A 20,223-nucleotide genomic window follows, 5' to 3' on the forward strand; every position below is an offset into this window, starting at 1 on the left:
CTTCCCTCAGCCGCCTACCCCGACGCTGAGCAGCGCGCGCAAGCGATTGCGGAATGCCTCCAGCTCTGCACCCTCCAGCTGCGCCCGGCTGGCGAACCGGACCCCCAGCGGGTTCACCGGGACGCCATCCCGGTAGACTTCATAGTGGAGGTGCGGACCGGTCGACAGGCCGGTCGAGCCGACGTAGCCGATCAGCTCGCCCTGGCGGACGATGCTTCCCGCCGGAGCGACGATACGGCTCATGTGACTGTAGGTGGTGACGATCCCGCCGCCATGCGCCAGCCGCACCTGTTGGCCGTAGCCGCCGGCCCAACCGGCGCGCAGCACCTGCCCGTCGGCCGCTGCCACGATCGGCGATCCCCAATGGGCACCGAAGTCGATGCCCTTGTGCATCCGGGCGAAGCGCAGGATCGGGTGGACGCGCAGCCCGAAACCAGAGGTGATCCGTCCCTGCACGGGATAGATCATGCCGCTGGTCTGGCGGCCGACGCCGCTCGCCTCGAGCCACTGCATGCGCCCGCCCACCGGCCAGCGCATCAGCTGGAAATCGCTCGCGCCGACCCGATCGAGACCGGCATAGAGGAGCGCGCCGGGCACGTTCTCGCCCGTCGCGGCGCGGCTGTTGGCGATCACGAGGTCGAACTTGTCGTCCGGGCTGACCTCGCTGCCGACGTCGATCTGGCCGGCAAGCGCCTTGAGGTAGTCGGCGGCGGCTCCCTGCGAGACTCCGGCGGCCCGCAGCGCCCAGTAGAGCCCGTCACCCACCCGCCCGCGGATACGCAGCGGGGTCGTATCGACCGCGATCGGAATGCGCGTCAGCTCCAACCCGCCCGCGCAGCGCTGCACCGTGACCTTGAGCGCCAGGCCGGCGCGCAGCGATAGCCGTTCGATCAGCCGCGAACTGCCATCCAGACGTTGGCCGAGGGTAACGGCGATCGTCGTTCCGGGCGAAATCCCGCTCGGCGCCGCGCGTGCGATCAGCCGCGCCGCAGCGGCCGCCTCGTTCGACGCGGCTCCGGCTCGCTGCAGCAGGTCTGCAACGGAGTCACCCCGATTGAAGGTGGCGAAGAGTTCAACGGTCGGGCGTTCCGGCGCCTGGCTCAACGGCTCCACCGCGGCCGTTTCCGCCATCCGCAGCCCGGTCTGGGAACCGGTATTCAGCGGAGCGATGGCCAGCGCTTCCATCTGCTCCGCTTCGACCTCGCCCATGGGCGCGGGAGTGCCCCCGGCGAGCGGCTCGAAGCCGGGCGCCAGGAACGCGACGGTGCCGCACAGCAGCAGCAAAGTGCCAAGGCCGCGCCACCACCGGCGCGAGAAGAGATTGCTGCCGAGATCGACGACCAGGTCGATGTCGGTCGCCCGCCGGCCCTGGAGCGGACGCGTGCGGGTGCCGAACGCCGGTGCGCGCAGCACGGCCGCGCCGCCCATCCCTGCCCCGCTCACCATCTGGTGCAAAAAATGCCCCTCCGCGTCAGGGAGCCCCGACTCCCCTCCTGTACCGACCGACTCTCTCGGCCGAACAGGGTTAATGTCAAACTAAACCCTTGCTGGGATTAGCAGAGAACCCAATCCGGCGCTTGCGCTTTATCGCTGGATGGCCACATCTAGTCCCATGGCCGGAGCCCATCACGCGCCGGTCCGGGCGATCCTCGGACCCACGAACACCGGCAAGACCTATCTCGCCATCGAACGCATGTGTGCCCACTCCAGCGGAGTCATGGGCTTCCCTCTCCGACTGCTGGCGCGCGAGGTCTATGACCGGGTCGTGAAGCTCAAGGGCGAGGCGCAGGTCGCGTTGCTGACCGGTGAGGAGCGGATCGCACCGCCGACGGCGCGCTACTGGCTGTCCACGGTGGAATCGATGCCGGTGGATCAGGAGTTCGCCTTCTGCGCGGTTGACGAAGCGCAGCTCGGCACCGATCCGGAGCGCGGCCACGTCTTCACCGATCGCCTCCTTCGGGCCCGTGGTCGGGAGGAAACCCTGATCCTCGGGTCCGACACGTTGCGGCCTATGATTCGGGCGCTGGTTCCCGAGGCCGAGATCGTCGGCCGCCCACGCTTCTCGACCCTGAGCTATGCGGGCTCGGCCAAGCTGTCGCGACTGCCGCCACGGTCCGCGATCGTCGCCTTTTCCGCCGAGCAGGTCTATGCGCTGGCCGAGATGCTGCGCCGCTTCAAGGGCGGCGCGGCCGTGGTCATGGGTGCCCTGTCCCCGGCCACCCGCAACGCCCAGGTCGCCATGTTCCAGCGCGGCGAGGTCGATTACCTCGTCGCCACCGACGCCATCGGCATGGGCCTCAACATGGACGTGACCCATGTCGCCTTCGCCGGGCTGGAGAAGTTCGACGGGCGCCGTGATCGCCGGCTCACCATTCCCGAGATGGCGCAGATCGCGGGCCGTGCGGGCCGTCACCAGCGCGACGGCAGCTTCGGCACCCTCAGCCTGGGTGGGGAGAGCGGACCGGCCTTCGAGGAGGGCGAGGTCCATTCCATCGAGGAGCATCGCTTCCGCCCGCTCGACCATCTCTACTGGCGCTCCGCCGAGCTCGACTTCACCGACGTCCGTGCGCTGATCGCCAGCCTCGAAGCCAAGAGCGAGGATCCGCTGCTTCGGTCCGCGCCGCTGTCGATCGACCTGGCCGTGCTGAAGCAGCTGGCCGAAGACCCGGCGATCGCCGCCCGGCGCGGCTTGCAGGCACGTCGTCTGTGGGCGGCCTGCGGCCTTCCGGACTTCCGCAAGGTCGGCCCGATGCACCATGCCCGAATGGTTCGGCGGATCTTCAGCTACATCGGCGAAGGCGGCCACATCGCGCACGACTGGTTCGCCGCGGAGGTCGCTCGCCTCGACAATGTGCAAGGGGACATCGAAGCTCTGGCCGATCGGCTCGCCGGGGTGCGAAGCTGGGCCTACATCGCGCACCGCTCCGACTGGCTCGCCGATCCCGCGAAGTGGGCCGAACGGACCCGCGCCGTCGAATCAAGGCTGAGCGACGCGTTGCACGAACGGCTGACCCAACGCTTCGTCGATCGCCGGACCGCGGTCCTTGTCCGCGACATCGGCGCACGCGGGGCCGACGCGCTGCCGGTGACGGTGGCGGCCGACGGCGAAGTCAGCGTTGGCCCTGAGCCGATCGGCCATCTCGCCGGCTTCGACTTCAAGGTCGATCCCACCGCCCGGCTGGCTGACAAGCGCATGCTGCTTGCAGCGGCCGAACGGCGTCTGGGCGAGGAGCTGGACCGCCGCGCCCGCGAGCTGATCGACGCGCCCGACGATGCGTTCGCGCTCTTCTCGGACGCAGGAAGCGAGGTCGGCATCAGCTGGAACGGCCACCTACTCGCCCGCCTTGCTCCCGGCCGCGCCCTGACGGAACCGATGGTGAAACCGGTGCGTGCGCTCGACCGGCTGTCCGGGCCGCGCCGCGACGCGATGCGCGGGCGAATGGAGGCATGGCTCGCAACCATGGTCCGCCGGCACTTGACCGACCTCCAGCGCCTTGCGGCAGCCTCCGCCGACCGGAAGCACGCACCCGCGGTGCGGGCGCTGACCGCAATGCTGGCGGATGCCGGCGGCCTCCTGCCACGCCGTGCGCTGGCGCAGCCGATCAGTCAGCTCGACAAGGACGGCCGGGCGGCGCTCTACCGCCTGCGGGTGCGCCTGGGAGCGCTGGATGCGTTCGCGCCGAGCCTGCTCAAACCCGAGGCGCAGCGCTGGCGGGCGGCCCTGCTGTCGGTCCGCGACCGGCAGCCCATGCCCGCGCTCGCCTCGCCCGGTGCCTCGACGCTGCCTCCGTCTTCAGACCCGCGCGGGGCCGCCCTCGCGTTCCGGCGGCTCGGCCCGATCTGGCTGCGCGTCGACCTCGCCGACCGCCTCGCTGCCCACGCCCACAAGGCTCGGGCCGCGGGCGAAGCCGATCCCATCGATCGCACGCTCGCAACCTCGCTCGGCCTGTCCGACGAGGCTCTTGCCCGGCTGATGGCCGACGTCGGTTTCCGCGCGTCCGGCGAGGCTTGGAAGTGGCGCGGCCATCGCCCGGCACGCGAAGTCCCCGCCGCCCCTCGCCCCGGCAACGCCTTCGCGGCACTCGCGGGGCTGAAGGGGTGAAATCCACTAGCGCTCACGCTGAGCTTGTCGAAGCGTCTCTCCATATGCTTCGACAGGCTCAGGGTGAGCGCCACAGGGTCGAAGATTGCCCATGCGCATCGACAAGTACCTCTACTTCATCCGCCTGATCAAAAGCCGCACCCAGGCCCAAGCCCTCATAGACGAAGGCCGCACCCGCATCGACGGTCGCCGCGTCGAGAAGCCCAGCGACACGGTCCGTGTGGGGAGTACCGTGGCCATGCCGTTGCGGGGACAAGTCCGGATCCTGAAGGTGCTCGCGCTCCCCACCCGGCGCGGTCCGGCACCAGAGGCGCGGGCCTGTTACGAGGAGATCCACGAACCCCCGCGCTCACCCTGAGCCTGCCGGAGTTGACCAGGAGCAAGGTCCCGCGCTCCGCCTGAGCCTGTCGAAGGGTTCGGAGAGACGCTTCGACAAGCTCAGCGTGAGCGCTTGGGTTCGGTCGGCCTAGCCGCTGAGGTTCGCTCCACGTGGCCGCCGGACCTCCCTCCGCATCAGCTCTTGGTGCAATCCCACCCCGTTGACGGAACCAGCGGCCCGGCATAGCGCTTCCCTCAACAAGGGAGCTCGAGCACACATGACCTACGTCGTCACCGACGCCTGCATCCGCTGCAAGTACATGGACTGCGTCGAGGTCTGTCCGGTGGACTGTTTCTACGAGGGCGAGAACATGCTCGTCATCAACCCCAACGAGTGCATCGACTGCGGCGTGTGCGAGCCGGAATGCCCGGCCGAAGCCATCCTCCCGGATACGGAAGGCAACCTTGAGAAGTGGCTGGAACTCAATTCCACCTTCTCGTCCCAGTGGCCCAACATCACGCGCAAGAAGGAGACGCCGGCGGACGCCGACGAGCACAAGGGCGAGGAAGGAAAGTACGACAAGTATTTCTCGGCGGAGCCCGGCGCGGGCGACTAGGCCTAAGGACCAGCTTCGGAACGACCGCCGCACCCTCACGTTTGCGTTTCCTGAGGTTGATCTCGGTCCCGTAACAAAGGGGGGAATGTTGATGCGTTATTGGGTTCTTGCGGCCGCAGCACTGGTGGCGGCAACGCCGGCTTTCGCCCAGGAAGGCACGGCTCCGACCGAGCTTCCAGACCCCAACGATCAGCGCGACTATCTGAACGTCGGGCTAGGTGCAGCCCTGGTCCCCGATTACGAGGGGTCGGACGACTACCGCCCCGTCCCCGGCCTGGTCTTTCGTGCCCGCACCGGCGGCATCAGCCTCTTCAGCCGCGGCACCTACCTTTATGCCGATGTTGTTCCCGGTGGTTCCAAGCTCGACTTCGACGCCGGTCCGATCGTCGGGGTTCGCCTGAATCGCACCGGCAAGGTCAAGGACGATGCCGTCGATGCCTTGGGCGACCGCAAGGTCGGGATTGAGGTGGGTGGCTTTGCCGGCGTGACCGTCAAGGGATTGACCAACCCGTATGACGCGTTGAGCTTCCGGGTCGATGCCGTGAAGGACGTCGGGAACGCGCACCAGAGCGTCGTCATCACTCCGACGATCGATTTCGGAACGCCGCTGTCGCTGAGCACGTTCGTCGGCATCTCCGCATCGGCCGACTTCGTGTCGAACGACTACGCCGACTATTACTTCGGGATCACGCCCGCAGGCTCCCTCGCGAGCGGACTCGCGACCTACGACCCCGACGGCGGCATGAAGAACTGGCAGACCGGGCTGCTGGTCGCGCACTCGCTCACCGGCGACGCACGCAAGGGTTGGGGCCTGTTCGGCACGGCGAGCTACAAGCGCCTCGTGGGCGACTTCAAGCGCTCGCCCATCGTCGCCGACCGTGGCAGCGCCAACCAGTGGTTCCTGGCCGCGGGTGTCGGCTACAGCTGGTAGGTTAAGTCAATCTTAGCCATCCCGGCCTAGGCTCCGCCCGAAAGGACCCCGGCGGAGAGCCAAGGCATGCCGTTCATTGCCCTCGATCATCCGGTCGTGCTTCCCGTTGCGCGCCTGCGGACGGACCTGAAGCGCGCGTTACCGGACTGGTCGTGGCGCTGCGGCGACGAGGACACGGGCGGACCCAAGGACCGCGCCACGCTCGAGCGACCACAGACGATCCTCGGCCGGGGGGCGGACGGCATGGTGATGATGAGCATTGCCCTGCACGAGCGTCCGCTCCCGCTTGAGGCCGGTGCTCCACCCCACCAGCTGCACCTGGCGCTCACGCCGCCGTCCACCGAGAACCCCGAACTGGCGAAGCGGATCGCGGTGATTGCCTGCGCGGCCCTGGTGATCGAGCAGGCGCCCGGCGCTCAGGTGCAGATTGCTCCCGGCGGCCGCTGGTACGACGTCGCGAACATCACCGAAGCGCTCGAGCATTGCCTCTCCCGCGAGCGCCGGACGACCAGCATCGACCAGGTGCTGGGGCGCTGCGGCCGGGCGACCGTTCCGGCAGCAGTTGCGGGCGCGGCACCCGTTTCCACCCTCGAGACCCCGCGTGTGCGCTCGCCGGCCGAGATGATGAACATTCACGCGGACCTCGAGCGGACGTTCGCGACCATCCTCGCCCGGCAGGGCGGAGGCAAGTTCGCGCAGGCGATGGGCTTCGCGCCGCCTCCGTCCTACGCCGACGAGCGGCCACGAACAGATCGGCTGCCGACGCTCGTGATGGCGCTCGGCGGACCCTTGTGCCCCGATTGGGACAGGCTGCGCGAAGGTTGTGCTGCGCTCGACCCGGAGGGCGGATGGACGATCGAACCGGCGGAGAACGGAAGCGCTCGGCTACGAGGCCGCGCCGCCTTGGTCGAGCTCGCGTTCCACGAGGAGCCGATCCCCAACTACTGCATCAAGAGCGCCCTTTCGCGCAGCTTCTGGTTCCGCGACGGCCTGGATGCGTTTGCCGGAGCGGGGTGCCAGCTGGTGGTCTCGACGGACCTCGACACCCGCAGCAGCCCTTACGAAGATGTTCGCCAGACCGCGGCGGTGATCAGCCTCGTCGTCGGCCTTCTCGCCGGTGACCGCCAGGCAGTAGCCGTCCTGAATGCCGGCACCGACACCATCATGCCGGCAGCCGACGTCCACCGCCTCACCGGCTGCCTCGCCAATGGCGAGCTGCCCCTGATGCTCTGGACCTGGACCGCGCCCCATTCGATGGAGGACGGTAACGTGTCGCTTTCGACCGGCGGGATGCTGCCCTTCCTCGGCTATGAGGTGGAGGTCTGGAATGCCTCGGCGAGTGCGACCGCCGTTGGCGACACGTTGAGCGGGATCCTCAAATATCTGCTGAACCGGGGCCCGGTGGTCAGTGACGGCAACAGTTTCGGAGAGACTCCCGGCGACCGCTCGGTTCGCGGCTTCTTCGGTCCGAGCCGCGCCGGGCGTGCAGACCCGACGCAGGCCTTGCTGCTCGAATTTGACGCTCTCGGAAAGGTTGATCCTCGGCCGGATCCCGTGCCGGAGCGGCGACCTGCTCCCCTGGCGGCGGCCTCACCCCGACCTGCGCCGACCATCGCCGCGGCTCGTCCGGGCCCACGGGGTTTTGGCCGAAAGGGCCTGTAAAGCCGCGGTCAGCCCCTTCGGGCCCGCTCCCGCTTCTCCCGGATTGCTCGGACCAACGGCCGTACCGGACCGATCAGCGCCGCGCGGAGCCGCCGTTTCCATGGGACCCGCGAAGCAAGCCCCTCGGCAACGGTCGCCCGGCATGGGTTGCAACTGCCGCACGGCTCGCCATTGACGGGGTAGTGGCAGAACCAGGTCAGTTCCATCAGGTCCAGGAAGCCGCCCTCCGCCGCCCGCTGGCGCATGTCCAGCTTGGTCATCGTGAGGAGGGGAAAGCGGAAATGACGCAGCGGGTCCAATTCCTCCGGAGCAGTAGCCGCAACCCTCCACGAGCCGTCCGACTGCTCCACCTGACCCTCCAGGTGCTTCACCAGCTTGTCGTCCCGGTGAACCGATAGCTCCAGCTCACGCAGGCCGTGCGTCCGGGCCAGCTTGGCCAGGAAATCATACTGGTATCCGATGTAGGACCGCTGCTTCAGCCGTTGAAAAGCGTCGGCGACGTCCTCGTCCTCGGGTAACTCGTGCCGGTCCACGACGATGGTCGGCTGGACCCGGTCCGCCGCCTCGGCATCCTTCTGCCGCAGCGCCGCCCTGATGCGGTCCTGTGCAGCCAGTTCGATGTCGGACGAGGGCCGATCGCGATCGACGACATAAAAGGGCTGGACTGCGCGGCGCTCCCGGAGAACCAGGTCCAGCAGACGGTAGGTGGAATCCCATCCGCTGGTCCAAAGCAGATCGACTGGTCGCACGAGGCCTCCTGTCGCACTGCCGGGTTCTTCGATAGCGGACCCGGGGCTCGCCTCAACCGCGCGCCAGCACCTCGCGCACGATCGACTCTGCGGCTTCCTCTGCCGACATGACGGTCGTGTCGACTCTTATTTGGGGGTGCTCGGGAGCCTCATAAGGGCTGTCGATGCCAGTGAAGTTCTTGAGCTGTCCGGCGCGAGCCTTGGCGTACAGCCCTTTCACGTCCCGCCGTTCCGCCTCGGCCAGCGGCGCATCGACGAACACCTCGATGAACTCGCCTTCCGGCAGCATCGCCCGCACCATCTCCCGCTCGGCCCGGAACGGCGAGATGAAGGCGGTGATCACGATCAGGCCGGCGTCCGCCATCAGCTTCGCGACTTCGCCGACCCGCCGGATGTTCTCGATCCGGTCGGCCTCGGTGAAGCCCAGGTCGCGGTTGAGGCCGTGGCGGACGTTGTCGCCATCCAGCAGGAAGCTGTGCTTGCCCAGCTGGTACAGCTTCTTCTCGACGAGGTTGGCGATGGTCGACTTGCCCGCGCCACTGAGGCCCGTCAGCCAGATCACCGCTGGCTTCTGCCCTTTCTGGCGCGCATGCGCCTCGCGGCTGATTTCGATCGCCTGCCAATGGATGTTCTGCGCCCGGCGCAGTGCGAAGTGCAGCATCCCGCAGCCGACGGTCGCATGGCTGATCTTGTCGATCAGGATGAACCCGCCGAGCGTCCGGCTACTGGCGTAGGGCTCGAACACCAGCGGCGCGTCCGTTGCGAGTTCGACCACCCCGATGCCGTTAAGGCCGAGCGTCTTGGCCGCCAGCTGCTCCTGCGTGTTGACGTTGACCTCGTACTTGGGCGGCTGAACCGTCGAGGTGACCGTCTGCGTCCCGAGCTTCAGCCAGTAACCGCGGCCGGGCAGCAGCGGGTCTTCCGCCATCCACACCAGGTCCGCCTCGAACTGGTCGGCCGCTTCGGGCGGTGAATCGGCGGCGGCGATCACGCTCCCGCGCGAACAGTCGACCTCGTCCGCCAGCGTCAGCGTGACCGATTGGCCCGCCTGCGCACTTTCCAGGTCGCCGTCGTAGGTCACCACCCGCGACACCTGCGTCGTCCGTCCCGACGGCAGCACCCGCACCGAATCGCCCGGCTTCACCATCCCTTCGGCGATCAGCCCTGAAAAGCCGCGGAAACCCTGGTTCGGGCGGTTGACCCACTGCACAGGCAGCCGGAAGGGTCCGCGCGCCGCAGCCGCATCGTCCACCGGCAACTGCTCGAGGTGCTCCAGCAGGCTCGGCCCCTCGTACCAGGGCAGGGCGGCGGAGCGCTCCATGACGTTGTCGCCCTTCAGGCCAGACAGCGGAATGGCGGTGAACTCCGCCACGCCGGCGTCCCGCGCGAACACCATGTAATCGGCGACGATGCTGTCGAAGGCGAGCCGGTCATAGTCGACCAGGTCCATCTTGTTCACCGCCAGCACGAAGTGGCGGATGCCGATCAGCTTGGCGAGAAAGCTGTGCCGCCGCGTCTGCGTCAGCATGCCTTTGCGCGCATCGACCAGGATCACCGCCGCGTCCGCCGTGGACGCGCCGGTCACCATGTTGCGGGTGTATTGCTCGTGTCCCGGCGTATCGGCGACGATGAACTTGCGGTGCGGCGTCGCGAAAAAGCGATACGCGACGTCGATGGTGATGCCCTGCTCGCGCTCGGCCGACAGCCCGTCCACCAGCAGCGCGAAGTCGATGTCCTCGCCTTGCGTGCCCACCCGCCTGCTGTCCGCCTCCAGCGCGGCCAATTGGTCGTCGAAGATCAGCTTGCTGTCGTACAGCAGCCGCCCGATCAGCGTCGACTTGCCGTCATCCACGCTGCCGCAGGTGATGAAGCGGAGGAGGTCCATCAATAGCCCTCGTCATTCCCGCGCAGGCGGGAATCCATCTCCCGAACCTGCAACCCGGGAGGCGATGACACGAGATGGACTCCCGCCTCCGCGGGAGTGACGAAGACGCTCAAAAATAGCCCTCCTGCTTCTTCCGCTCCATGCTCGCGCTCTGGTCGCGGTCGATCACCCGGCCCTCGCGCTCCGACGTCCGCGCTGCCGCCATTTCCGCAATGACGTCATCCAGGGTGGTGGCGGCGCTCTCCGTGGCCCCGGTCAGGGGGTAGCAGCCCATGGTGCGGAAGCGGATCACCCGCTCAATCACCTCTTCCCCCGGCCGAAGCTGCATCCGCTCGTCGTCGACCATCAGCATGGTCCCGTCGCGCACCACGGTGGGGCGCGGAGCGGCGAGGTAGAGCGGCACGATCGGGATGCCCTCCCGTTGGATATACTGCCAGATATCGAGCTCGGTCCAATTGGACAGCGGAAACACCCGCACGCTCTCGCCCCGGTTCTTCCGCGCATTGTACAGGTTCCACAGCTCAGGCCGCTGGTTCTTCGGGTCCCAGCGATGCTGGGCCGTGCGGAAGGAGAAAATGCGCTCCTTGGCCCGCGCCTTCTCCTCGTCGCGCCGCCCGCCACCGAACGCCGCGTCATAGCCGCCGGCCGTCAGCGCCGCGGTCAGTGCCTCCGTCAGCATCAGCCGCGTGTAGGTCGGCGTCGGCGTGTCGAACGGGTTCACCCCCGCCGCCGCAGCCTCCTCATTGTGCCAGACGATGAGGTCCATCCCTAGGTCGCGCGCCATCCGGTCGCGGTGCTCCAGCATCGCCCGGAAGTCCCAGCCCGACGCGATATGCAGAAAAGGGAATGGCGGCCTCGACGGGAAGAAGGCCTTGATCGCCAAGTGCAGCATCACGCTGCTGTCCTTGCCGATCGAATAAAGGAAGACCGGCTTCTCGCACTCGGCCACCACCTCACGCATGATGTGGATGCTTTCGGCCTCGAGGCGGTCGAGATGGCTCAAACTCATGCGCGTCTACTGGCCTGCCCATCGCGCGAAGGGAAGACGCATACCCTTTTTCGTCATGCCGGACTTGATCCGGCATCCGCCTTCCTTTCTAAGCCGACTCATCCCCGGGGAGCCGTACGGCTGAGAGGGGCGGTGCAACTCCGTCCGACCCGCTGAACCTGATCCGGCTCACACCGGCGTAGGGAGGGAGAGCGGCTCGCCCGTGCTCCCTCCATTGGAGAGGAACACCCATGGCCGACGTCCCCGCGCGCACCGAACTCAAAGTCACCACCGGCCCCATCCGTGGCAGCCGCAAGATCCACGTCGGCCCGCTCAAGGTCGCCATGCGCGAGGTGATGCTCGAACCCTCCTCCGGCGAGCCGCCAGTCACCGTCTACGATCCGTCCGGCCCCTACACCGACCCGAACGCCCGCATCGACATCATGGCCGGCCTCCCCGAGCTGCGCCGCGACTGGATTCGCTCGCGCGGCGACGTGGAGGAAGTCGCGCAGCGCGAGGTAAGGCCAGAGGACAACGGCCAGCTCGGCCCCGACCGCAGCGGGGGCGTCCAGCCCTTCCCCAACGTCCGCAAGCGCGTCCGCCGCGCAAAGCCGGGCGCCAACGTCACCCAGATGCATTACGCCCGCCGCGGTATCATCACGCCCGAAATGGAATATGTCGCCGTGCGCGAGAACCTCGGCCGCGAGAAGTTGCGCGAGACGACTTTGCGTGATGGTGAGAGCTTCGGCGCCGCCATCCCCGACCATGTCACGCCGGAGTTCGTCCGCGACGAGATCGCCCGCGGCCGCGCCATCATCCCGGCCAACATCAACCACCCCGAGTCGGAGCCGATGGCGATCGGCCGCAACTTCCTGGTCAAGATCAACGCCAACATCGGCAACTCTGCCGTCGCATCCGACGTCGCCGCCGAGGTCGACAAGATGGTCTGGGCCACCCGCTGGGGCGCGGACACGGTCATGGACCTCAGCACCGGCCGCAACATCCACGACACGCGCGAATGGATCATCCGCAACTCGCCCGTGCCGATCGGCACCGTCCCCATCTACCAGGCGCTGGAAAAGGTCGGCGGCATCGCCGAGGACCTCACCTGGGAGATCTACCGCGACACCCTGATCGAGCAGGCCGAGCAGGGCGTCGACTATTTCACCATCCACGCCGGCGTCCGCCTGCCCTACGTGCCCCTCACCGCCAAGCGCGTCACCGGCATCGTCAGCCGGGGCGGCTCCATCATGGCCAAGTGGTGCCTCGCCCACCATCGCGAGAGCTTCCTTTACGAGCGCTTCGACGAGATCTGCGAGATCATGAAGGCCTATGACATCAGCTTCAGCCTAGGCGACGGCCTCCGCCCCGGCAGCATCGCCGATGCCAACGACGAAGCGCAGTTCGCGGAGCTTTATACGCTCGGCGAGCTCACGAAGAAGGCGTGGGAGCACGACTGCCAGGTGATGATCGAGGGCCCCGGCCACGTGCCGATGCACAAGATCAAGGAGAACATGGACAAGCAGCTGGCCGTCTGCGGCGAGGCACCCTTCTACACCTTGGGGCCGCTCACCACCGACATCGCGCCCGGCTACGACCACATCACCAGCGGCATCGGCGCGGCGATGATCGGCTGGTTCGGCACGGCCATGCTCTGCTACGTCACGCCCAAGGAGCATCTCGGCCTCCCCGACCGCGACGACGTCAAGGTCGGAGTCGTCACCTACAAGCTCGCCGCCCACGCCGCCGACCTCGCCAAGGGCCACCCGGCCGCCAAGCTCCGCGACGACGCGCTCAGCCGCGCCCGCTTCGAGTTCCGCTGGCGCGACCAGTTCAACCTCAGCCTCGATCCCGACACCGCCGAAGCCTACCACGACCAGACGCTCCCGGCGGAAGGCGCCAAGACCGCCCACTTCTGCTCCATGTGCGGCCCGAAGTTCTGCTCGATGAAGATCACGCAGGAGGTGAGGGAGTTCGCCGCGAAGCAGAATGCTCCGCTGGAGCAGAGCATTGCGGTCGAGGAGGCCGAAGCTGGAATGGCAGAGATGAGCGAGCGGTATCGCGAAGGTGGCGAGATATACGTCCGCGTCGCGGACTGAGGCGCTCGCTATTGAGAGGGGCTGCAAGGATCAGGACGCTACGGCGCTCCCGGTCGGTTGGGGGAGTGCTACTTCTGTGGTTTGAACGCCTTTAGGGCGGCAAACTCTTCTTGGTTGTTCACGGCTGTTATCAGAAATTCCACCCACTTGTCAGAGTATGTATAATCTCGATGCGCTGCGTGGTAGTAACAAAAGTCTTTTTTGCAGTCTGAGGGGTTTTTTGCGCCTCCCCTAGGCCTGGCTCCATATTTTTTCCAGGCTAATTGATGGTGATGTGAGCTAAAGTCCACGCCAGTGGCTTGCCGCACCTTTTCGACAACGACAGAAGGTTTGTACGGCCAAAGCTCGTCGCCTACAACTTTTTTGGTAAGAACAGTCGAAATCTTATTTGCATCTTTGTTGTTTTCAGTGAAGACAATATGGGCCTCCCCCTTAGTCGCTTTCTCAAACGTGTAATTCACTTTGAACATGTAGCTTGGACCTTCTGCTCCTGTAAGGCCTACTGCCTCCGAAATCTGAGCATCGATCGCCTCGATTTGAGGGGTCAGATCGTACTTTTGTAGCTGCGCAAGCTGCTGGAGCTGCATTTTTCCGAACTGAAGGGCCAGCGAAAGAGAGCTCTCTAAACCTAGGGAATCACCAAACAACTTCCTAATAGCTTGGTCGAAGTTTAGACAATTCGCCTGGAACAACGGCCAATACGAACGTCCGATTGATGAGAGCATCTTGTGCTCCACGCTATCTCTTAGTGTCTTGAGCGCAACCAAGTTCTTCTTAACGTCACTCGAAAGCGGACAGTCCTCTCGATTGAGCATCTGGCTTAGCAGAAGCGAATTGCCGTCGGCATTAGTTACCACCACACCTTTTCGCTCGTAGTATTCATGTAGCAGATATGTCCAAGCTATCTGGCTAAGAACAGGAAAGATGTGAACCTTAAAGAGGGTATTGGGACTGTTAAAATTTGTACAGCCGACATCATTGCCTCTCGGGCACGAAAAAGACGCTCGTCATCTATCGGAGAAAGGCCGCTCTTCAGATCGACTAACGACTTTTCGTATCGGTAACGAGCAACTTCCTCGTCAGATGCAGCTTCGACGTCCCAAGCAGCCCAACCGGCGAGCCGACCGGGGTTGATAGTCGGGGTTCTACCGGTGTTTATTAGCTGCTGAACGTCTTGATAGGCTCGCCCTTCAGAGAGAAGCTTCTTGGCAATTCTCTTCTCGGCGGGCGTGAGAGAGGCCGTCTTCATTTAGCTACCAGAAGGCGACAGGCCCACTCCTCTTGGTTCCAACGTGTGGCAAAGGCCTCGCTCACCTCGAACCAGCTGCCGTCGTTTCCCGCCCCATGGTTTGCTCCCATGCAAGAGCACTGACACTCGTGCCCTTCGGCATTCATGCAAGCCGGGGCGCACTTCTCCTGCTCACGAAATGGCTGGATGATGAAAACTCTGCCGAACTTCCGAAGCGATCTCTCAACGAAGTCGTTGAACCAAGCTTTCGGGATCTCCCAACGTCTACTTTGACTCACCCAGTCGGGCCGACTCCGACGACCATTGCGTAACCAAGATCGGTTGGTTTCCGAGTACGGCAGGCGCACCCAGTGCAACTGCCCCTTCTTACTGCGTCGGACAATGACTGGAACCGAAGCCTGCTCCCAAACACTTCCGAGCTCATCAGAGTTACGCAACACGTGCCGCCTCCCGAGGTCTATGTTGTTCATAGGGGAGTGGTAAACTATAAGTCTATTCAGAACATGTGCGGCTAAACTGCAGGATCGTAGTTGGCTTAGTTGGGGTTTGCGTTGCGACCGAGGCCCAATCACCTCAACCGCACCAACGCGCGAACTTCGCCGGATCCGCATATGCAAAGGGCGCTGGTCCGGGCACCACGTAACGGGGGCGGAGCTCGGTCATTATGTTTCGACTGCCTATCGCGCCGCCGATGCTTGCGACGTGAAGGTATCGCTGTTCTGGTTCGGCAACGAGTCTCGATTGACTAGTAGGGTCCCGTTTGCTCGATCATCTCCCATGATGACCCGTTCGCATTCATTCACACTTTTACAGTCCGAAAACTCGCCACGACCGTGAACATTGTGAACATTCGCGGGTCAGGCGGGCTGCGGTGCGGAGTGAATCCGCGCCGTCGGTTCTGTCCGCTTCGCGGCAGGGCCGTCGGGTTAGCGCCATCTCTACGACACAAGCGCAGGATCGCGGGGCAATCCTGCGCTTGTGCTCGGTGGCGCTAAGCTCAACCGCCCTGCTGTTCGAGACCTTCGACGGCCTTGCTCACCAGGATGTTCACCGCGACGCGGCGGTTCTGGGCCTTGCCTTCGGCGGTTGTGTTGTCCGCCGCCGGGTCCGCTTCGGCCATGCCGGTGGGGCTCAGCATGCGATAGGGCGCCCATCCGCACTTCTGCTGCAGATAGTTGACGACCTTGGCGGCGCGCCGCTCGCTGAGGACCTGGTTATAGTCCTCGCCGCCGACCGCATCGGTATAGCCGACAACGAGCAGCAGCGCGTTGTCCATCGCCTTGGCCTGCTCCGCAGCCGCGCAAAGCTGGGTCTCTTCCTCACGCGACAGGTTCCACTTGCCCGTGTCGAAGTAGATGTTGGTCGTACCCTTGACGTTATACTTGTCGATGTCGCCCACGCGACCGCGCAGCGCCTCGGTCGCCGCCGCATTCTTCGCAATGGCCGTGTCGTGCTCACCGAACCGCTGCGCCGTTCCGTTGCGGATCATCGAAGCGGTCGCCAGGTTCTTGTTCTTGAGCCTCACCTGGGTCGCGACCAGGCCGCCGCCATATTGCACCGTCTTGACGGTGACCGGCAGCCCGTTGAGCAGCGCGTCGGCACCAAGCTTGTCGCGATCGAGGCCGAGAAAGCCTCCGCTGGACCGGATGTCGGTGGCTTGCGAAACAAGGATCGCCGTGCTGCTGCCGTCGGCGCCAGTGACCTGCATCTGACCGCCCCTGCGCGCGGAGATGATGCCCTTCACCTCAGGTCCCTTGGGCAACCCGGTCAGATCGGCCGGCAGCTCGCCAGTCACGGTAATGGCGTCCGCGCCCCCGACCTGTTCCTGCACCTGCGCAGAGAGGCTGCTCCAGGCTGGCACCGCAGCCGCGGCCAACAGCAATGGAATCGTCGATCGTCCGAAAGTCTTCACTGTTCTTGCTCCTTAAAAAGGGGCCGGCCCGATGCGTTCGCAACTATTCGTCCGGCCCTCTTGGTCATGGCGTGTCGGGCGGTCAGAGCGTCTTCCATCTCGCTGGAAAGATTGCGTGATGCAGCCCCCGCTTGAACCGCTCGGGCGCCGACTGTTCAGGCCAAGCTTGCGCGCAGATGAACGGATTTTGACCCGGTTTAGGCGCCGTTAAGTTAAGGGGTGACCGGGGCGCGTCGAGCGGCGAGCCGATGCAAGTGCCCCTGACTGGACCAGGCGCGGTCGAGGCAAAACGGTGAATTCGTTCAGCTTCTCACCATGAGAGGCGCGAGTCTCGTCCGCCCGAATTCGCGTTGTTAGGCGCGCTCCACCCGCACCAACGCCTCATCCAGCGCCTGCAGGAACCGCGAGCGGTCCGCCTTCGCGAACGGCGCCGGCCCGCCCACCACATCTCCGCCCGCCCGCAGGCCGGCCATGATCGCTCGCGTGGCGATGGCACCACCGATGCTGGCGCTAGTGAAGGGCTTGCCGTTGTGCCCCAGCACGGTCGCGCCGGCCTTCAGGCAGCGGTCCGCGAGCAGGATGTCCCCGGTGATCACCACCGTCCGCGCGTTCGCCTCGGCCGCGATCCAGTCGTCGGCGGCGTCGAACTTGTCGCTGACCACCACCCGCTTGACCAGCGGATGGTCCGGCACGCGCAGCCGCTGATTGCTGACCACGACCACCGGTACCTCGCGCCGCCACGCGACGCGGTAGACCTCCTCCTTCACCGGGCAGGCGTCGGCGTCGACCAGGATGCGGACGCGCTCGCCGCTCACGGGCAACGCGCCCTAGTCGAAGATCTGCTCCAGGAAGCTCTTCTTCCGCTTGTACGGCTTGTGCCCATACCGCGGATCATAGCCCTGCTGCGGCGGATAGCCGGGCTGGCTCCATGGGCCGCCCGGTTGCTGCGGCGGCGGGGGAGCCTGCGGCGCGGCGGGCGCGGCCGGCATCTCCGCCTCGGCGTTCCGGGCAATGATCTTGTCCAGCTCGCCGCGATCCAGCCACACGCCCCGGCATTGCGGGCAATAGTCGATCTCGATCCCCGAACGCTCGCTCATCTGCAGCGTGGTTCCGTCCACCGGACATTGCATGCGACTGTCTCCTCACCGCGGGCCGGCGCGCCGATCCGTTCGCTTCAAGGTAAGGCGCGCGCGCCGGACGGCAAGGCAGCGCTCAATCGTCCCGCTTCACGGTGCCCTTGGTAGACGGATTGGCGGCGATGGTCTTCTCCTTCTTCGCCTTGGGCTTGCGCGCTTCCTTGTTCGACTTCACCTGACCCTTGGCCATGATACCCTCCTGTAGATCGCCAACCTCAAGCGACCAGGACGAGCGTAGCAGGATCGCGTTCCCCCGCGAACAGCAAGCTCAGCGCCTGCGGGAAAGGCTCGCCCCCGCCCGCGGCCTCGAACAGCGTCAGGCACGATCGCAGCTTGGTGGCGTCCACGGGACCCAACATCTGCTCGGCGGTCCGCTGGCCTGCGTGGCCCAGCACCGCGGCCACGCTCTCGCGCAGCCGTGGCCCGAGCACGGGGTGCGCAAGATAGGCGCGTGCCTCCTCCAGCCCGGTGATACCGTAAAGCTCCGCCATTGCGCTGCGCCCGAGCCCGCGCGCTTGCGGGAAGACGAACCACATCCAGTGCCCGCGCTTGGCACCGGCATGAAGCTCGGCCAGCGCGCCCTCATATGCGCCGCGCTGCGCGTCGACGAAGCGCTGGAGGTTGAAGGGGTCCGTGATCCTGGGCCTCAGGCAAAAAAGGGGCGCCTGAAGCAAGCCAGGCGCCCGTTGAAGCGGCGTGCTCTCGCCGTGGAACTAGAGCGTGTTGGTGGGGGGCGTCGTGCTGTTACCCGCCGTGTTCCCGGTGCCGGTGTCCGTGCCGGTGCCGTTCCCGGTCGTTCCAGCGGCGCCGGCGGCGTTCAGGTCCGCATCCGTGCCGGAGTTCATCCCCGCGTTCATGTCGGTCCCCATTCCGGCATTCATGTCGCCGCCCATCATATTGGGGTCGGACATCATCGGATCGGTCGCCATCATGTTGGCGTCCATTGCGGCCGCATTATTTTCTTCCGTGTTCCCGCCGCCGCCACAGGCGGACAGTGCCGCGAAGCCGGCAGCGGCGATGATCGTTCTGGTGATGCGCATGGTTCAGCCCTTTGCTGGTGAAAGCAGGAGGGTATAGCGGCCCGGACGAGCGCATAGTTCCGAAGGCTCGCTTGCGCAGTGACTTCGGCTTGCCGCCTGGCTTAGCGCGCGAACCGCTTCTTCAGGTCCGCCCGGATGGACGCGCCCGCCAGATGGGCATCGACGTTGGAATAGCCCTCCTGGCGCAGCTGCTTGCGGATCTCGTCGACGCTGGCGGCTTCGGACGCCAGCTGAAAGGCGCGTTCGATGATGTTGGCGGTCTGGTGCACGCAGGGTCCAATCTTGATTTCGCTTCCGTCATGAACGATCGGAACACCGGTCCTGTTCCGACGTCATGAGCGATCGTGGGACCGGTGCCGCCCCGGCCCCTCACTCCGTGAGGGACGGGATGACCCAGACCAGCGACATGGCGATCACGATCAGCAGCAGCGACACGCCCAGGATCCAGCGAACGACATGCTCCTGCCGCGCTCCGGTGACTTGCTCTTCCGTGTAGTGGCGGTCTTCCATGGCATTGCTCCTGCTGGAAGGAATGCCAGGATACGCCTGTCGAGGCCGCTTTGAAAGCGGACGCGCAGCTTCGCCTATCGCTTCAGCGCCTGCACCGCGGCGAGGGTCTTCTGCACATGCTCCTTCCAGCTCAGGTCGGAGTGGACAAAGGTGATTCGGCCATCGGGCGCGATCACATAGCTGGTGCGATTGGTCATGCTGACGACCGGCAGCTTGACGTCATAAGCCTTGATCACGGCCGGCGAGGCGGTAGCGACAGGGAAGCGGCCCCGGCACGCCTCGACGCTGAACTTCTTCAGGGTGGGAAGATCGTCGGCGCTCATCCCAATGACCCGGGCACCGGCCTTGCGGAACTCGGGCATGGCATCACTGAAGGCCTTGGTCTCCAGCGTGCAGCCCTGGGTGAACGCCTTGGGGTAGAAGTAGAGCACGACCGGACCATGCCGCAGTTGTTCGGCCAGGTGGACCGTGAAGGGCTTGCCCGCGAGGGCGCCCCGGGTGCGGAAGTCGGGGGCCTTGGCACCGACCGGCAAGGCCGCCGTCGCGGCGGTGGGCAGGGCGAGCAGAGCGGCAAGAAGGACGAAGCGGCGCATGACTCGGCTCCATTCGAGGGCGGAGCGGCAAGCCTAGCCGAACGGCGGCGAAGGGCAACGGTTCGGCGAACGGAAAGGAACCGGACCCGCAGACCGCCGGTTGGCTCCGAGAACAGGATGGAGCGACAATCATGTCCAAGCATGTCGAGATCGACGACACCAATCCCGACGCGGTGCATCAGGAGGTCGATGTCTCACCCGAGCTGGCGGAGATCATCGGCGAAGGCCCCATGGCGCGAGGGGAAGTGACGTCCCGGATCTGGGACTACATCCACAAGAATAAGCTGCAGGCCGAGGATGACGGTCGAGAGATCGAGCCGGACGAGACCCTGGCAACGATCGTTGGCAAGAACCGACTGAGCATGTTCCAGATGACGGCCAAGGTGAACCAGCACATCCGCTCGCCGGAGAAGGCCGGCCGCTAAGGGCCGG

General features: G+C 65.7%; 19 protein-coding genes, 1 pseudogene and 1 riboswitch. Of the genes and pseudogenes, 7 read left to right on the forward strand and 13 right to left on the reverse strand.

Annotated features, from left to right (window positions below):
* Positions 1–6 precede the first annotated feature (6 nt).
* Positions 7–1,446 (reverse strand): M23 family metallopeptidase, encoded by a 1,440-nt coding sequence (locus JT720_RS04875; protein ID WP_205479748.1) that lies wholly within the window; start codon positions 1,444–1,446, stop codon positions 7–9.
* Between the two features lie 166 nt (positions 1,447–1,612).
* On the opposite strand from JT720_RS04875, the gene JT720_RS04880 reads away from it, so the two are divergent.
* The 5 genes from JT720_RS04880 to JT720_RS04900 all read left to right on the forward strand — a co-directional run bounded on the left by JT720_RS04880 (position 1,613) and on the right by JT720_RS04900 (position 7,630).
* Positions 1,613–4,102, forward strand: coding sequence for a helicase-related protein (locus JT720_RS04880; protein ID WP_205479749.1), 2,490 nt, complete (start codon positions 1,613–1,615; stop codon positions 4,100–4,102).
* Positions 4,103–4,193: 91 nt separating this feature from the next.
* Entirely contained in the window at positions 4,194–4,460 is a 267-nt protein-coding gene (locus JT720_RS04885) for an RNA-binding S4 domain-containing protein (protein WP_205479750.1), read from the forward strand.
* 238 nt (positions 4,461–4,698) lie between these two features.
* Positions 4,699–5,037 carry a ferredoxin FdxA gene (gene fdxA, locus JT720_RS04890; protein ID WP_205479751.1) on the forward strand — a complete coding sequence of 113 codons (339 nt, stop codon included), beginning with the start codon at positions 4,699–4,701 and terminating at the stop codon, positions 5,035–5,037.
* 91 nt (positions 5,038–5,128) lie between these two features.
* On the forward strand, positions 5,129–5,968 hold the full coding sequence (locus JT720_RS04895) for a MipA/OmpV family protein (protein ID WP_205479752.1): 840 nt from the start codon (positions 5,129–5,131) through the stop codon (positions 5,966–5,968).
* A gap of 66 nt (positions 5,969–6,034) precedes the next feature.
* The gene (locus tag JT720_RS04900) at positions 6,035–7,630 is read left to right on the forward strand and encodes a hypothetical protein (RefSeq protein WP_205479753.1); all 1,596 of its coding nucleotides are present in this window, start codon (positions 6,035–6,037) and stop codon (positions 7,628–7,630) included.
* 8 nt (positions 7,631–7,638) lie between these two features.
* Here JT720_RS04900 and JT720_RS04905 read toward each other — a convergent pair whose 3' ends face one another.
* The 3 genes from JT720_RS04905 to cysD all read right to left on the reverse strand — a co-directional run bounded on the left by JT720_RS04905 (position 7,639) and on the right by cysD (position 11,273).
* Positions 7,639–8,379: a hypothetical protein gene (locus JT720_RS04905; protein ID WP_205479754.1), complete on the reverse strand. Its 741-nt coding sequence runs from the start codon at positions 8,377–8,379 to the stop codon at positions 7,639–7,641.
* 52 nt (positions 8,380–8,431) lie between these two features.
* Positions 8,432–10,264, reverse strand: a complete 1,833-nt coding sequence (cysN, locus tag JT720_RS04910; protein ID WP_205479755.1) for a sulfate adenylyltransferase subunit CysN — start codon at positions 10,262–10,264, stop codon at positions 8,432–8,434.
* A gap of 109 nt (positions 10,265–10,373) precedes the next feature.
* Entirely contained in the window at positions 10,374–11,273 is a 900-nt protein-coding gene (gene cysD, locus JT720_RS04915) for a sulfate adenylyltransferase subunit CysD (protein WP_205479756.1), read from the reverse strand.
* 95 nt (positions 11,274–11,368) lie between these two features.
* Positions 11,369–11,475, forward strand: a riboswitch (TPP riboswitch).
* A 28-nt stretch (positions 11,476–11,503) separates the two neighbouring features.
* Here cysD and thiC point away from each other — a divergent pair.
* Positions 11,504–13,351 carry a phosphomethylpyrimidine synthase ThiC gene (gene thiC, locus JT720_RS04920; RefSeq protein ID WP_205479758.1) on the forward strand — a complete coding sequence of 616 codons (1,848 nt, stop codon included), beginning with the start codon at positions 11,504–11,506 and terminating at the stop codon, positions 13,349–13,351.
* 68 nt (positions 13,352–13,419) lie between these two features.
* Here the strand turns inward: thiC and JT720_RS04925 are convergent.
* From JT720_RS04925 to JT720_RS04965, 9 genes and pseudogenes are all read right to left on the reverse strand, one after another.
* Positions 13,420–14,298 (reverse strand): annotated as a pseudogene (locus JT720_RS04925) (DUF3644 domain-containing protein); the annotation flags it as partial.
* Between the two features lie 1,299 nt (positions 14,299–15,597).
* On the reverse strand, positions 15,598–16,512 hold the full coding sequence (locus tag JT720_RS04930) for an OmpA family protein (RefSeq protein WP_205479760.1): 915 nt from the start codon (positions 16,510–16,512) through the stop codon (positions 15,598–15,600).
* 353 nt (positions 16,513–16,865) lie between these two features.
* Positions 16,866–17,333, reverse strand: a complete 468-nt coding sequence (locus JT720_RS04935) for a YaiI/YqxD family protein (protein WP_205479761.1) — start codon at positions 17,331–17,333, stop codon at positions 16,866–16,868.
* Between the two features lie 6 nt (positions 17,334–17,339).
* The gene (locus tag JT720_RS04940) at positions 17,340–17,642 is read right to left on the reverse strand and encodes a TFIIB-type zinc ribbon-containing protein (protein ID WP_205479762.1); all 303 of its coding nucleotides are present in this window, start codon (positions 17,640–17,642) and stop codon (positions 17,340–17,342) included.
* Positions 17,643–17,863: 221 nt separating this feature from the next.
* Positions 17,864–18,322, reverse strand: a complete 459-nt coding sequence (locus JT720_RS04945) for a DUF1810 domain-containing protein (RefSeq protein WP_237219651.1) — start codon at positions 18,320–18,322, stop codon at positions 17,864–17,866.
* A 39-nt stretch (positions 18,323–18,361) separates the two neighbouring features.
* Positions 18,362–18,688 carry a hypothetical protein gene (locus tag JT720_RS04950; RefSeq protein WP_205479763.1) on the reverse strand — a complete coding sequence of 109 codons (327 nt, stop codon included), beginning with the start codon at positions 18,686–18,688 and terminating at the stop codon, positions 18,362–18,364.
* A gap of 101 nt (positions 18,689–18,789) precedes the next feature.
* Positions 18,790–18,957 (reverse strand): hypothetical protein, encoded by a 168-nt coding sequence (locus JT720_RS04955; RefSeq protein WP_205479764.1) that lies wholly within the window; start codon positions 18,955–18,957, stop codon positions 18,790–18,792.
* 100 nt (positions 18,958–19,057) lie between these two features.
* Positions 19,058–19,198, reverse strand: coding sequence for a hypothetical protein (locus tag JT720_RS04960; protein ID WP_205479765.1), 141 nt, complete (start codon positions 19,196–19,198; stop codon positions 19,058–19,060).
* A 74-nt stretch (positions 19,199–19,272) separates the two neighbouring features.
* Positions 19,273–19,791: a peroxiredoxin gene (locus JT720_RS04965; protein WP_205479766.1), complete on the reverse strand. Its 519-nt coding sequence runs from the start codon at positions 19,789–19,791 to the stop codon at positions 19,273–19,275.
* 131 nt (positions 19,792–19,922) lie between these two features.
* Between JT720_RS04965 and JT720_RS04970 the strand changes: the two genes are divergently transcribed.
* Positions 19,923–20,216 (forward strand): SWIB/MDM2 domain-containing protein, encoded by a 294-nt coding sequence (locus JT720_RS04970; protein ID WP_205479767.1) that lies wholly within the window; start codon positions 19,923–19,925, stop codon positions 20,214–20,216.
* The last annotated feature ends 7 nt before the right edge of the window (positions 20,217–20,223 follow it).

It is taken from the genome of Sphingomonas arenae (genome assembly GCF_016924655.1).
Taxonomy (GTDB): Bacteria; Pseudomonadota; Alphaproteobacteria; order Sphingomonadales; family Sphingomonadaceae; genus Sphingomicrobium; species Sphingomicrobium arenae.

What these genes read in the sequence shown, in the direction of transcription:
- cysD (WP_205479756.1), bottom strand. Translation starts at nt 11,273, where the DNA reads ATGAGTTTGAGCCATCTCGACCGCCTCGAGGCCGAAAGCATCCACATC.
- thiC (WP_205479758.1), top strand. Translation starts at nt 11,504, where the DNA reads ATGGCCGACGTCCCCGCGCGCACCGAACTCAAAGTCACCACCGGCCCC.
- JT720_RS04900 (WP_205479753.1), top strand. Translation starts at nt 6,035, where the DNA reads ATGCCGTTCATTGCCCTCGATCATCCGGTCGTGCTTCCCGTTGCGCGC.
- JT720_RS04970 (WP_205479767.1), top strand. Translation starts at nt 19,923, where the DNA reads ATGTCCAAGCATGTCGAGATCGACGACACCAATCCCGACGCGGTGCAT.
- JT720_RS04880 (WP_205479749.1), top strand. Translation starts at nt 1,613, where the DNA reads ATGGCCGGAGCCCATCACGCGCCGGTCCGGGCGATCCTCGGACCCACG.
- JT720_RS04875 (WP_205479748.1), bottom strand. Translation starts at nt 1,446, where the DNA reads ATGGTGAGCGGGGCAGGGATGGGCGGCGCGGCCGTGCTGCGCGCACCG.
- fdxA (WP_205479751.1), top strand. Translation starts at nt 4,699, where the DNA reads ATGACCTACGTCGTCACCGACGCCTGCATCCGCTGCAAGTACATGGAC.
- JT720_RS04885 (WP_205479750.1), top strand. Translation starts at nt 4,194, where the DNA reads ATGCGCATCGACAAGTACCTCTACTTCATCCGCCTGATCAAAAGCCGC.
- JT720_RS04950 (WP_205479763.1), bottom strand. Translation starts at nt 18,688, where the DNA reads ATGCGCATCACCAGAACGATCATCGCCGCTGCCGGCTTCGCGGCACTG.
- cysN (WP_205479755.1), bottom strand. Translation starts at nt 10,264, where the DNA reads ATGGACCTCCTCCGCTTCATCACCTGCGGCAGCGTGGATGACGGCAAG.
- JT720_RS04895 (WP_205479752.1), top strand. Translation starts at nt 5,129, where the DNA reads ATGCGTTATTGGGTTCTTGCGGCCGCAGCACTGGTGGCGGCAACGCCG.
- JT720_RS04940 (WP_205479762.1), bottom strand. Translation starts at nt 17,642, where the DNA reads ATGCAATGTCCGGTGGACGGAACCACGCTGCAGATGAGCGAGCGTTCG.
- JT720_RS04965 (WP_205479766.1), bottom strand. Translation starts at nt 19,791, where the DNA reads ATGCGCCGCTTCGTCCTTCTTGCCGCTCTGCTCGCCCTGCCCACCGCC.
- JT720_RS04960 (WP_205479765.1), bottom strand. Translation starts at nt 19,198, where the DNA reads ATGGAAGACCGCCACTACACGGAAGAGCAAGTCACCGGAGCGCGGCAG.